Genomic DNA, 13751 nt, shown 5'->3' on the forward strand with positions numbered 1-13751 from the left:
ACGCCTCCTGCGCCGCACCGCGAGGGGGCCGCATGAGCGCGCGCCGTTTTGCTGCGGTGGCATGGCTGCCGGCCACGTTCGCGGTGCCGCCGGAAGAAGCTGGCCGCAGCCCGGAAGATGAAGCGCGCAGCGAAGCCGGCGGCCATGGAGGACATGGCGGCGACGGCGGCGCGGGCGGCGACGGTGCGCCGCCGCGCCGCCGCGGGCCGCGGCTCTGGAAGGCGCTTGCCTGGGCGATCGTCGTGCCGGTGCTGCTCGTCGGGCTCGTCGCCGGCTTGCTCTATGGCGTGCTGACCACCGAGCGCGGCACGGCCTACGCGTGGCGCGCGGCGGTCAGGCTGCTCGACGGCAAGCTTGCGGGCCGGTTCGAAGGCGGCACGCTCGCGAGCGGTGTGCGCTTTTCCAGCGTGAGCTGGCGCGGCACGGACGGCACCACGCTCAAGGTCGACCGCATCGGCGGCCAATGGGAGCTGCAGGGCTTCGGCCAGCAACCGTGGCGCTTCGTGGTGGACTACCTGCATGCCGGCGACATCGAGATGCGCGTCGTGCCGTCGCACGAGCCTTCCTCGCCCATGAAGCTGCCGGAAAACCTGCAGCTGCCGCTCGGGCTCGAGATCCGCGACCTGCAGGTGGACAAGCTCACGGTGCACGAAGGCACCTCGACCAACGAGTTCTCGCACTTCCAGTTCCACGGCCGCAGCGACGGCCGCCATCACGAGGCCGCCATCGAGCGTCTCGACACGCCCTTTGGCGCAGTGAGCGCCGAGGCGAAGCTCGACGGCGTGCGGCCGTTCGCGCTCACGGGCGACCTGGGTTACTCCGGCAAGGTAAACGGCGAAGACGTGCAGGTGAGCGCAAACCTCGCCGGCTCGCTCGAGGCGCTCACGGTCGATGTCGACGCGAGCGGCATGAAGCTCACCGGCCGCGCGCATGTGGAGGCCACGCCGTTCGCTGCCGTGCCGCTGCAGCGCGTCACGCTAGCGTTCGATCATGTCAATCCGAAGGCGTTCGCGCCGGGCGCGCCGTTCGCCGACCTCGCCGTGCGTGCGCAGTTGCAGCCGGTGCCGGGCGGCGCGGCGGGCGTGCCGGCGGCGCTCGCGGCGGTGGCTTCGGGGGCGGCTGCGGTGTCGGGCGTGACGCCGGCTTCGGTGCCCGCGCTGGCATCGGCGCCTGCGGGCGGGGCGATGCCCGATGCGGCGCGCGCGCGCAGTAATGTGGCGGGCTTCACGGTGGCGGGCGCGGTCTCGATCGTGAACGCGAAGCCGGGCGCCATCGACGAAAAGCTGCTGCCGCTCATCGACGCCCACGCCGACGTCGTGCTCGACGCGAAGACGCAGCGCATCCCGAGGCTTGCCGTGCGTCTCGTGAGGAACGCGACGATCACCGGCGGCGGCACGATCAGCGGGCGCGACGGGCGTTTCGATCTGAAGGTGGCCGGGCTCGACCTCAACGCGATCCAGTCGAGCGTGCGCGCCACGCAATTCGCGGGGCCGGTCGGCGTGCGGCTGAATGGCGACGTCCAAAGCGTCACGCTCGATCTCGCCGACCCCAAGGCGGCGCTGCGCGTGCAGGGCAAGATCACGCAGGACCCCGCGCGACTGTCGCTCAACGATGTGCGGCTGACTTCCGGCGCGGGGCGCATCGACCTGTCGGGTGCGCTCAAGCACGACGCCAGTTCGACCTATCAACTCAAGGCGGTGCTGACCAATTTCGATCCGCTGTCGCTCACGTCGCAAACACCGGCGCGCACGGCCGCGAAAACTCCAGCGCCGGCCGCCCGGCCGCGGCCTGCAGCCCAACCCGCCGCCGACGCGCTCAACCCGCAACGCAATCTCGCGCTCAATCCGGCGCTGAACCCGTCGCTCAATCCCGCGCAATCGGGCGAGCAGGCCGCCGAGCAAAAGCGCGTGGAGAACGCCAAGCAGACCGAGCGGGGCGGGGCGGCCCAGCACGAGGCGAAGCCGCGAGCCGCCACGCGTCCCGCGGCCCGGCGCATCGAAGCGCGCGTGAACGGCACGCTCAATGCGAGCGGCACGCTCGCGCCCACCTTCACGACGCGGGCCGAGTTCAAGCTCGGCCCGAGCGTCTACGACGACTTGCCGCTCACGGGCGAGGGCCTCATCCAGCTGGCGGGCTCGCGGATTCTGCCAAGCCGCGCGAACCTGTCTATCGCGGGCAATACCGTGGATCTGCAAGGCAGCTTCGGCGCGCGTGGCGACCGCTTGCGCTTTCGCGTAGATGCGCCACAGCTCGACCGGCTCGGCTTTGGCATCGCGGGCCAGCTCGCGGCGAACGGCGACGTGACCGGCACCTTCGCACATCCCGACGTCTCGCTCGACTACAAGGCCGACCACGTGGTGTTCGGCGATAACCGCGTCGGCCATGCCGAGGGCCGGGCGCTCGCGCGCGACGGCGCGAACGGCGCGCTCGCCTTCAGCACCGACGCGAGCGACATCGCCGTGGCGGGCGTCGATATCACGACGCTCACCGCGCGCCTCGACGGCACGCGCGCGAAGCACACGCTCACCGCGAGCGCGAAGGGCAAGCTCCAGGGCCAGCCGATCGACTTCGTGGCGGTGGCCAACGGCGGCCTCCAGGACACGCGCGAGGGCACGCGCTGGAACGGCACGGTGACGCAACTCGAGAACCGCGGCGTGCCCGGCGTGAAGCTGCAGTCGCCTCTCACCGTGAGCGCGGGCCCCGGCAAGGTCACGCTCGGCGCGACGCGCATCACGGGGGAAGGCGCGTCGCTCGACCTGAAATCGTTCGATCTCGACCATGGCCGCATCCGCTCGGCGGGCACGCTCACCAACGTGTCGCTTGCACGCATCATGCAAATCCGGCAGCAGTTTACGGGCGTGCCGTCCACGCTCAGGACCGACCTGATCTTCGACGGCGACTGGGACTTTTCCGTCGGCCCAACGGCCACCGGCTACGTGCAGATCAAGCGCCGCTCGGGCGACATCACGACCGAGGTCGGCCGCGGCTTTGCCTCGCTGGGCGTGGGCGACCTCAACGTGCGCGCGGCCTTCAGCGGCGGCAACCGCCTCACGCTCACGGCGCATGCGCAGGCGAACCGCGTGGGCGTGCTCGACATCGACGCCTACACGACGCTCATGCCGCGCGACGGCATCCTCACCGTCGCGGACGAGGCGCCGATCGGCGGCACCATCAAGGCGAACGTGCCCTCGCTCCGGAACACGGGCGGCATGCTCGGCCCGACTTACCTGCTCGACGGCCATCTCGCGCTGCAGCTTGCGCTCGGCGGCACGGTCGCGAAGCCGAATCTCACGGGCTCGCTGGTCGGCGACGGCATCTCGGCCACCGTGGTCGACCAGGGCGTGGAGTTGAAGGACGGCGTGATACGCATCGCGCTCTCGCAGAACCTGGTCGACTTCCAGCAGGTGGAGTTCCACGGCGCGACGAGCGGCACGCTGCGCGCAAAAGGCCAGGTGCGGCTCGACAACGCCGAGCCCGATCTCACCGCGAGCATCGTCGCCGACAAGCTCGAGCTTTTCGCTTCGCCCGACCGCAAGCTGTCGCTTTCCGGCAGCGCGAGCATCGCCAACGGCGGGCATCTGGGCGGCATGCAGATCGACGGCAAGTTCACCGTCGATCACGCGCTCTTCGACATGCCCGAGTTACCAGCGCCGTCGCTCGGCGACGACGTCGTGATCGTGCGCCCCGACGGCACCACGGTCGGCGGCAGGCCGCCCATCGAAGAAACGGCGTCGACCAGGCCCGCGCCGCGATTTGCTCCGCGTGCTAACGTCGACATCGATCTCGGCCACGACTTCCGCTTCCGCGGGCAGGGCGCGGATCTGGGTCTGGCGGGCACGATTACGGTCAACAGTGCGCCGGATGTCCCGCTGCGCGCGGTCGGCAACGTGCGCGTGACCGAAGGCTCCACGTACACGGCGTTCGGCACCAAGCTCAATATCGAAAACGGCTTCTTCACGTTCAACGGGCCGGTGGGCAATCCGGGCATCAACATTCTTGCCATGCGGCGCAACCAGCAGGTCGAGGCGGGCGTGCAGGTCACCGGCACCGTGCAGGCGCCGTCGGTGCGGCTCGTCTCCGAGCCCAACGTGCCCGATAACGAAAAGCTCTCCTGGCTGCTGTTCGGGCACGGCACCGACCAGGGCAACAACCTCGGCCAGCAGAGCGCGATGACGACGGCGCTCGCTCTGCTCGGCAGCGCGCAAGGCAAGCGCATTGCGCAGAGCATCGGCCTCGACGAATTTTCGATCGGGCGCAGCGAGGTGGGTCTGACCGACACCGAGGTCGTCATGATCGCGAAGGCCATCAACCAGCGTCTCGTGATCGGCTATGAGCAGGGCCTGCAGTCGGCGTCGAACGCGGTGAAGGCCACGATCAACCTCTCGCGCTACTGGTCGCTGGTGGTGTACGGCGGCACCTTCAACGGCGCCGATATTCTCTATACGCGGCGTTTCGATCGGCTGCGCCGCTAGCGCCTCGAAAAGCCAGATGCAAAAAGAAACGCCCCTCGCAAGGGGCGTTTCGTATGACATCAGCGAGTGGGAATTACCTGACCCGCATGCCCGGCTTTGCGCCGCTATGCGGTTCGAGAATGTACAGACCCGGTTCGGCCTTCTCGTCGGCGGCGGAAGCCGCGAGCACCATGCCTTCGGACATGCCGAACTTCATCTTGCGCGGCGCGAGGTTCGCAACCATCACCGTGAGCTTGCCCTTGAGGTCCTCCGGCTTGTACGCCGAACGGATACCCGAGAACACGTTTCGCGTCTTTTCCTCGCCCACGTCGAGCGTGAGCTGCAGCAGCTTGTCCGACCCTTCGACGATATTGCAGTCGACGATCAGCGCCACGCGCAGGTCGATCTTCGCGAAGTCGTCGATGGAGATGACTTCCGGCGTTTCATCGGCGGCAGGCTTCTTCGCTTCCTTGGCAGCCTTCGACTTCTTGTTCGCATCCGCAGCCGCGGCGGCGGGTGCATCGGTTGCCTGCAGCGAATCGCGGTTGGCGGCAAGCAGCGCTTCGATCTGCTTCGGATCGACGCGCGTCATCAGGTGCTTGTAGGCGTTGATCGGCTGTTGCGACGAAAGCGCCTTGCCGGCATCGGCCCAGGTCAGCGGCTCGATCGCGAGGAACTGCTCGACGCCTTCCGCGAGCGTCGGCAGCACCGGCTTCAGCGCGAGCGAAAGCAGGCGGAACGCTTCGAGGCTCACGCTGCAGGTCTCGTGCAGCGCCACCGGGTTGGCCGGATCCTTGGCCTGTTCCCACGGCTTGGCCGTGTCGACGTAGCCATTCACGGCGTCGGCGAGTTCCATCGTCTGGCGCAGCGCGCGGCTGTATTCGCGTGCTTCGTAGTGCGCAGCGATTTGCGCAATCGCGCCGCGCAGTTGCTCGAGCAGCGGATGGTGCATCGCGCTGTCCTGCACGCGGCCGTCGAAACGCTTGATCAGGAAACCCGCCGCGCGGCTTGCGATGTTGATGTACTTGCCGACGAGGTCGCTGTTCACGCGCGCCTGGAAATCTTCGAGGTTCAGGTCGAGGTCTTCCATCGTGCTGTTGAGCTTCGCGGCGAAGTAGTAGCGCAGCCACTCGGGGTTCAGGCCCGTGGTCACATAGCTTTCCGCCGTGATGAACGTGCCGCGCGACTTCGACATCTTCGCGCCGTCCACGGTCAAAAAGCCGTGTGCGAAGACGTTGGTCGGCGTGCGGTGGCCCGAGAACTGCAGCATCGCCGGCCAGAACAGCGTATGGAAGTACAGGATGTCCTTGCCGATGAAGTGGTACTGCTCGGTCTTCGAGCCGGCCTTCACCCATGCCTCGAAATCGAGGCCGCGCTTTTCGCACAGGTTCTTGAAGCTCGCGTAATAGCCCACGGGCGCATCGAGCCACACGTAGAAGTACTTGCCGGGCGCGCCCGGAATCTCGAAGCCGAAGTAGGGGGCGTCGCGCGAGATGTCCCAGTCGGCGAGCTTCGATTCGCCCGATTCGCCCAGCCACTCGCGCATCTTGTTGGTCGCTTCCGGTTGCGCGAGGCCGCTCACCCAGCCGCGCAGGAAGTCTTCGCAGCGCGGGTCCGAGAGACGGAAGAAGTAGTGCGTCGAGGTCTTGCGGATCGGCGTCGCGCCCGAGACCACCGAGTACGGATTCTTCAGGTCAGTGGGCGCGTAAGTCGAGCCGCATACTTCGCAGCTGTCGCCGTACTGGTCCTTCGCGCCGCACTTCGGGCACTCGCCCTTGATGAAGCGGTCCGGCAGGAACATGTTCTTGACCGGGTCGTAGGCCTGCTCGATGTCGCGCGTTTCGATGAAACCCGCTTCCTTGAGCGCCAGATACACCGACTCGGAGAGCACACGGTTCTCTTCGGAGTCCGTCGAGTAGTAATTGTCGAACGACACGCCGAAGCTGTCGAAGTCGCGCTTGTGCTCCTGCCACACGCGCGCGATCAGCTGCTGCGGCGTGAGGCCTTCCTTCTCCGCGCGCAGCATGACGGGCGTGCCGTGCGTGTCGTCGGCACCGACGTAGTAAACCTCGTGACCATGCATTCGCAGCGCGCGAACCCAGATGTCCGTCTGGATGTACTCGACCAGGTGGCCGATGTGGATCTGACCGTTGGCGTACGGCAGAGCAGACGTAACGAGAATCTGGCGGCGGCCGCTTTGATTGGCATGCGCGCCGGCTGCTGCGAGGTCGGTGGCGGGTGCTGACATAAGTGAGGGGAAGTCCGATGTTGCGGGGGGAAAGCGCGATTTTAGCAGGGCAGGCGCAGCGCCGTTCGGCGAGCCGGTGGACGCTCGTATGCGCAATGCCTGGATGGGGCGCGGGCTGCGAAAGTCGCGGGGATGCTGCGACGCACAAATTGTGGCCAAAAAAAACCGGGGCAAGATTGGCCCCGGAGCAACAACGACAAGAGGAGAATGGTGACGCGGCGGCGCTGCCGCACACGTACCGTAAAGACAGACAGCACGGCTTGCCGAGAGTTCGAAAATTTTTTTCGATTCTCTGCAAGCGCGTTGAAGCAGGCTTGCGAGGGCCGTCCAGCAAGGGTATCGGAGCGCGTGTTCGAGCAACTCCAAATGCAAACGGGGCGGCATGACTGCCGCCCCGTCAATGTGTCGCTGTTTTTCTGCGCAGTCGCCGGCACTGCGTTCCCGGCGACTGCGTCGGGCCAGCTTAGCCGCCCTGATGCTGCGACGTCGCGCGCAGGTACATTTCCACGCGGCGGTTGGCGGCGCGGCCCGCTTCGGTGTTGTTGTCGGCGATCGGTTGCGTATCGCCGCGTCCCTCCGCCGCCATGCGCTGCATCTGAATGCCGCGAGACGCGAGATAGTTCACGACGCTCTGTGCGCGGTTGACCGACAGCGTCTGGTTGTAGGCGGCGGAGCCCGTGTTATCCGTATGGCCGACCACCTGCGCAACCACTTCCGGGTTCTGCTGGAGCGTCTGCGCGACCTGGTCGAGCACCGGCGCGAACGACGGCTTGATCGCGTAGCTGCTGGTGTCGAACGTCACATTGCTCGGGATGTCGAGCTTGAGCGAGCCGTCCGGCTGCTCGGTGATCTTCGTGCCGGTGCCCTTGGTGGCGCCCGAGAGCTTGTTGTGGATGTTTTGCCAGTTGTAGCCGGTGATGCCGCCGACCAGTGCGCCCGCGCCTGCGCCGATTGCCGCGCCCTTGCCGCCGCCGAAGATGGCGCCGATCGCCGCGCCCGTGCCTGCGCCGACACCGGTGCCGACAGCCGTGTTGGTGCCCTGCTGCGTCGCGCAGCCGGCGACGAGCGCGCCGGCAATGGCGAAGACGGACAGGCGAGTCAGGATTCTTGTGTTCATTTGCTTTCCTTTCTTGAGTGGAACGGACGCTGCCTGCGGCGTTCGCGGCCCCGCTTGCGAACAGGGTCTTCGAACGGTGCGCGGCGGCAGCTACTACAATGACGCCTTGAGGTTTGCGCCGCCAGGCGAAAGGCCGCTGGGTCGCGGCTTCGAGACCGCCTGGTCGGCATACAAAATCGATGCTGCCGCGAAGCGTGCCCTTTCGGGCAATTTTGCGCAATGCAGCTTAACAATTTCTTTCGATTTCCGGCGCGTAGGCGATCAGTCCTCACTCGGATCGGCGCTAACGCAGACCGGCATTCTCCCCACGGAGTTTCAATGAGCATAGATCGGGCTTTGGTCGACGCCGCGCTCGCGGCCTTGACGGACGCGAACACGGGCCATCCCTACACGGTGGCCAAGGGCGTGCGCAACGTGACCGTCGATGGCGATACGGTCGGCGTCGAGATCGTGCTCGGCTATCCGGCGAAGAGCCAGTTCGACGCGGTGCGCGCGCAGGTCGAAGCGGCGCTTGCCGCCGTGCCGGGCGTGAAGGCGAGCCGCGTCGCGGTCAGAAGCGAGATTACCGCGCATACGGTGCAACGCGGCGTGAAGCTGCTGCCCAACGTGAAGAACATCGTCGCCGTGGCCTCGGGCAAGGGCGGCGTGGGCAAGAGCACGACCGCCGTGAATCTCGCGCTCGCGCTCGCCGCCGAAGGCGCTTCGGTCGGCGTGCTCGACGCGGACATCTACGGCCCTTCGCTGCCGATGATGCTCGGCATCGAAGGCCGCCCCGAATCGCCCGACGGGCAGTCGATGAATCCGCTCGAAGGCCACGGCGTGCAGGCCAACTCGATCGGCTTTCTGATCGAGCAGGACAACCCGATGGTCTGGCGCGGCCCGATGGCCACTTCCGCGCTCGAGCAGCTGCTGCGTCAGACCAACTGGCGCGAGCTCGACTATCTCGTGGTCGACATGCCGCCGGGCACCGGCGACATCCAGCTCACGCTCTCGCAGCGCGTGCCCGTCACGGGCGCCGTGATCGTCACGACGCCGCAGGACATCGCGCTGCTCGACGCGAAGAAGGGCCTCAAGATGTTCGAGAAGGTAGGCATTCCGATTCTCGGCATCGTCGAGAACATGGCCGTGCATATCTGCTCGAACTGCGGCCACGCCGAGCATATTTTCGGCGCGGGCGGCGGCGAGCGCATGGCCAAGGAGTACGGCGTGGAAGTGCTCGGCAGCCTGCCGCTCGACATCGCCATTCGCGAGCAGGCCGATTCGGGCAACCCCACCGTGGTGGCCGCACCCGAGGGGCCGGTGGCGGCAACCTATCGCGCGATCGCGCGGCGCGTGGCCATCCAGATCGCCGAGCGCGCCCGCGACATGACCTCGAAGTTCCCGACCATCGTCGTGCAGAACACCTGAGCGCCGGTGCGGCCGCAGCGCTCGTGCGGCGCCCCGCGCATGGGGACAGATAGGCGCGCGACGCGCCGCCTGCGCGGTATCATGTGGGCTTCATCGGGTCCGGTATGGCGGCAGCAACGGGGCTGCCGCCGCCCGGCAAGAGGATCGCATGGATAAAGGACACGACAGGCAAGCGGGGAATGCGCAGGTCGTCAGGATGATCGCCCTCGTCACGCTCTGCGGCTGCGCGCTGCTGGCGGGCTGCACGAGCTTCATGGGGCAGCAGGAGAAGCGCGCGGTCGCACAGTTGCTGCCCACTGTCGGCAGCCAGGTGCGCGGCACGGTTTCGTTCGTCGAACATTCGGACGGCGTGCAGGTGAGCTACAACCTCGCGGGCCTGCAGCCCGACAGCGATCACGCATTGCAGGTGCACGAGCGCGGCGACTGCAACGCCACCGACGCCTCGAGCGCCGGCGCCGTGTTCGCGCCCGCCGCGGAGCGCCTGAAGCCCGGCGCGCGCGTGGAAGGCGACCTCGGCAATATCCATGCGGATTCGAACGGCGTGGCGTCGGGCTTTATCGTCGCCCCCGACGTCTCGCTCGACGGCGTGCGCTCCGTCCTGCAACGCGCGGTGATCGTGCACCGGGACGCCATCGACCCCTACGCGTACCCGCAGCGCGGCACGGGCCCGGCGCTCGCCTGCGGCCTGATCCGCGCCCAGTGAGCGCGGCGTTGGTGTCGGCGCGAAACGCAGTTCCAGGCATGGCGATCCACATCGCGTAAAATAGGCGCCTTTCGCACGCGGCGCGCGCCCGGTGGGTCCGTCCGCATGCTTTCCCGACCCGAATTTCTCGTCAAGTAGCGAACATGGCAATCAAGTCCGACAAGTGGATCCGGCGCATGGCCGAAGAGCAGAAGATGATCGAGCCGTTCGTGCGCGATCAGGTCCGTATGTCGGAAGACGGCCGCAAGATCGTGAGCTACGGCACCTCGAGCTACGGCTACGACATCCGCTGCGCCGACGAATTCAAGATCTTCACGAACATCAATTCGACCATCGTCGATCCGAAGAACTTCGACGAAAAGTCGTTCGTGGACTTCAAGGGCGACGTCTGTATCATCCCGCCCAATTCGTTCGCGCTGGCGCGCACGGTCGAGTATTTCCGCATTCCGCGCAACGTCCTGACGGTGTGTCTGGGCAAGTCGACCTACGCGCGCTGCGGGATCATCGTGAACGTCACGCCGTTCGAGCCCGAGTGGGAAGGGTATGTCACGCTCGAATTCTCAAATACGACACCTTTGCCTGCGAAAATCTACGCGAACGAAGGGGTGGCGCAAGTGCTGTTCTTCGAAAGCGACGAGATCTGCGAGGTCTCGTACGCGGATCGCGGCGGCAAGTATCAAGGCCAGCACGGCGTCACCCTGCCGAAGACCTGAGTTCCAGCGCACAACACTACCGGATTCAACGACATACGGGGACCGCTGCGCGTCATATGCAGCGGTCGTTTCTTTTGGAGAATCGCCCATGAAGTTTCGTTTTCCCGTCGTCATCATCGACGAAGACTTTCGCTCCGAGAACATCTCGGGTTCCGGCATCCGCGCGCTCGCCGAAGCCATCGAGAAAGAGGGCGCGGAAGTCCTCGGGCTGACGAGCTACGGCGACCTCACGTCGTTCGCGCAGCAGTCGAGCCGCGCCGCGTGCTTCATCCTCTCGATCGACGACGACGAGCTGCTGCCCTACGTCGAAGGCTCGGACGAGGAAGCGCCCGAGCACGCGCCCGCCATCGTCGCGCTGCGCGCGTTCATGGAAGCGGTGCGCAAGCGCAACTCGGACATCCCCATTTTCCTGTACGGCGAGACGCGTACCTCGCGCCATCTGCCCAACGACATCCTGCGCGAGCTGCACGGCTTCATCCACATGTTCGAGGACACGCCGGAGTTCGTCGCGCGCCACGTGATTCGCGAAGCGCGCGTGTATCTCGACGCGCTCGCGCCGCCGTTCTTCAAGGAACTCGTCAAGTACGCCGACGAAGGTTCGTACTCGTGGCACTGCCCGGGTCACTCGGGCGGCGTCGCTTTCCTGAAGAATCCGCTCGGCCAGATGTTCCACCAGTTCTTCGGCGAAAACATGCTGCGCGCCGACGTCTGCAATGCGGTCGAGGAACTCGGCCAGCTGCTCGATCACACCGGCCCGGTCGCGGCCTCGGAGCGCAACGCGGCGCGCATCTTCAGCGCGGACCACGTGTTCTTCGTGACCAACGGCACGTCCACGTCGAACAAGATCGTCTGGCACGCAACGGTCGCGCCCGGCGACATCGTGCTGGTCGACCGCAACTGCCACAAATCGATCCTGCACGCGATCACGATGACGGGCGCGATTCCCGTGTTCCTCACGCCCACGCGCAACAACTTCGGCATCATCGGCCCGATTCCGCGCGACGAGTTCAAGCCGGAAAACATCCGCAAGAAGATCGAGGCGAATCCGTTCGCCCGTGAGGCGCTCGCAAAGAATCCGAACGTGAAGCCGCGCATTCTGACGATCACGCAGAGCACGTACGACGGCGTGGTCTACAACGTCGAGATGATCAAGGATCTGCTCGGCGACATGCTCGACACGCTGCACTTCGACGAAGCCTGGCTGCCGCACGCCGAATTCCACGAGTTCTATCAGGACATGCACGCGATCGGCGCGGGCCGTCCGCGTACCAAGGCGCTGGTGTTCGCGACGCACTCGACGCACAAGCTGCTCGCCGGCATCTCGCAGGCCTCGCAGATCGTCGTGCAGGACTCGGAAGACAGCGCGTTCGACCGCCACCGCTTCAACGAGGCGTATCTGATGCACACGTCCACGTCGCCGCAATACGCGATCATCGCGTCGTGCGACGTGGCCGCCGCGATGATGGAAGCGCCGGGCGGCCCGGCACTGGTGGAAGAGTCGATCGCCGAAGCGCTCGACTTCCGCCGCGCCATGCGCAAGGTGGACGCCGAGTACGGCGACGACTGGTTCTTCCAGGTCTGGGGCCCGGACGAGCTGGCCGAAGAAGGCATCGGCTCGCGCGAAGACTGGATGCTGCGCCCGAACGATCACTGGCACGGCTTCGGCGCGCTGGCGGAAGGCTTCAACATGCTGGACCCGATCAAGGCGACCATCGTCACGCCGGGTCTGGACGTGGACGGCGAATTCGGCGAGACCGGCATTCCCGCCGCGATCGTGACGAAGTACCTGGCCGAGCACGGCATCATCGTCGAGAAGACGGGGCTGTACTCGTTCTTCATCATGTTCACGATCGGCATCACGAAGGGCCGCTGGAACTCGATGGTGACCGAGCTCCAGCAGTTCAAGGACGACTACGACAACAACCAGCCGCTGTGGCGCGTGCTGCCCGAATTCGTCGCGCAGCATCCGATGTACGAGCGCGTGGGCCTGCGCGACCTGTGCCAGCAGATCCACAGCGTCTACCGTGCCAACGATATCGCGCGCCTCACGACCGAGATGTACCTCTCGAGCATGGAGCCTGCGATGAAGCCGTCGGACGCATTCGCGAAGCTCGCGCACCGCGAGATCGACCGCGTGCCTGTCGACGAACTCGAAGGCCGCGTCACGTCGATCCTGCTCACGCCGTATCCGCCGGGTATTCCGCTGCTGATTCCGGGCGAGCGCTTCAACAAGACGATCGTGAATTATCTGAAGTTCGCGCGCGAGTTCAACGAGCGCTTCCCGGGCTTCCATACCGACATCCACGGGCTCGTGGGCGAGACCATCAACGGCCGCATCGAGTATTTCGTGGATTGCGTGCGCGACTGAACGCGCGAGGGGAGGGGATGTTGGATGGTTCTTCGGCGCGGCTAGCGCGTTATTTTGCTGCGATGGTGTCGACGCTGTCGGTGATTTCGACCGCCACGGTGCTGTTCGCCGTGGCACCGGCGGCGCGCGCCGAGGTCGCGGCGGCCGATCCGATCGATACGGCCATGCGCACCTGTCTCGCGCGCGCGGACCGGTCGTCGACGGCTGGCCAGATCCAGTGCATGGACGACGCGCGCACCGCATGGCGCAAGGCCGCCGACAACGCGCTCGCGCAACTGCTCGCGAAGCTGCCGGCCGCGCAGCAAAAGCGCTGGCAACTGAGCCAGCAGAAGTGGGTGGCCTGGCGCGACGCCGAGGACACCATGCTCGGCGCCGCATTCGCGACCACGAGCGGCAGCACCTACCAGCTCTACGAGGCGGACATGCGCCTGCAGCCGGTGCGCGATCGCGCGCTCGCGCTGCGCACCCAGGCGACGACCTACGACGGCGACGCGCCGAAGGTGCGCGCCTGCAGCGCCGATGCGCGCTGCGAGCACGTGAGCTATGACCTCAATCGCTACTACCGTCAGCTCTATGCGCGCATACCGAAGCACGCCCGGCCTACGGTTGCACGCGCACAAAGCGACTGGCGCGCGTATCGCGACGCGACCACGCCGCTCATCGACGAGCATGCGCGACTCGATCTGCTAGGCGGGCGCCTCGCGACCTTGAAGCGCCTCGCCGAAACGGTGAACAACCACTGAG

Annotated in this window: 8 protein-coding genes; 6 read left to right on the forward strand and 2 right to left on the reverse strand. The window is 66.4% G+C overall.

Features of this window, described 5'->3' with window-relative positions:
* Positions 1 to 32 precede the first annotated feature (32 nt).
* On the forward strand, positions 33 to 4472 hold the full coding sequence (locus ACOJB8_RS17040; RefSeq protein WP_342947876.1) for a translocation/assembly module TamB domain-containing protein: 4440 nt from the start codon (positions 33 to 35) through the stop codon (positions 4470 to 4472).
* Between the two features lie 73 nt (positions 4473 to 4545).
* Here the strand turns inward: ACOJB8_RS17040 and metG are convergent, their stop codons facing one another.
* Together metG and ACOJB8_RS17050 are read right to left on the reverse strand one after the other, a co-directional pair.
* Positions 4546 to 6699 (reverse strand): methionine--tRNA ligase, encoded by a 2154-nt coding sequence (gene metG / locus ACOJB8_RS17045; RefSeq protein WP_342947877.1) that lies wholly within the window; start codon positions 6697 to 6699, stop codon positions 4546 to 4548.
* A gap of 463 nt (positions 6700 to 7162) precedes the next feature.
* Complete coding sequence (locus ACOJB8_RS17050; RefSeq protein WP_069265434.1) at positions 7163 to 7816, reverse strand: YiaD family glycine zipper/OmpA-like lipoprotein; 654 nt, start codon at positions 7814 to 7816, stop codon at positions 7163 to 7165.
* A 318-nt stretch (positions 7817 to 8134) separates the two neighbouring features.
* On the opposite strand from ACOJB8_RS17050, the gene apbC reads away from it, so the two are divergent.
* The 5 genes from apbC to ACOJB8_RS17075 all read left to right on the forward strand — a co-directional run bounded on the left by apbC (position 8135) and on the right by ACOJB8_RS17075 (position 13750).
* Positions 8135 to 9223 carry an iron-sulfur cluster carrier protein ApbC gene (gene apbC / locus ACOJB8_RS17055; protein ID WP_069265433.1) on the forward strand — a complete coding sequence of 363 codons (1089 nt, stop codon included), beginning with the start codon at positions 8135 to 8137 and terminating at the stop codon, positions 9221 to 9223.
* A 148-nt stretch (positions 9224 to 9371) separates the two neighbouring features.
* On the forward strand, positions 9372 to 9926 hold the full coding sequence (locus tag ACOJB8_RS17060; RefSeq protein WP_324161893.1) for a superoxide dismutase family protein: 555 nt from the start codon (positions 9372 to 9374) through the stop codon (positions 9924 to 9926).
* 143 nt (positions 9927 to 10069) lie between these two features.
* Entirely contained in the window at positions 10070 to 10639 is a 570-nt protein-coding gene (gene dcd / locus ACOJB8_RS17065; protein WP_028207739.1) for a dCTP deaminase, read from the forward strand.
* Between the two features lie 88 nt (positions 10640 to 10727).
* Positions 10728 to 13007, forward strand: coding sequence for an arginine/lysine/ornithine decarboxylase (locus ACOJB8_RS17070; RefSeq protein ID WP_069265431.1), 2280 nt, complete (start codon positions 10728 to 10730; stop codon positions 13005 to 13007).
* Positions 13008 to 13024: 17 nt separating this feature from the next.
* Positions 13025 to 13750: a lysozyme inhibitor LprI family protein gene (locus tag ACOJB8_RS17075; protein ID WP_410860497.1), complete on the forward strand. Its 726-nt coding sequence runs from the start codon at positions 13025 to 13027 to the stop codon at positions 13748 to 13750.
* The last annotated feature ends 1 nt before the right edge of the window (position 13751 follow it).

The organism is Paraburkholderia sp. BR10141 (assembly GCF_056155635.1).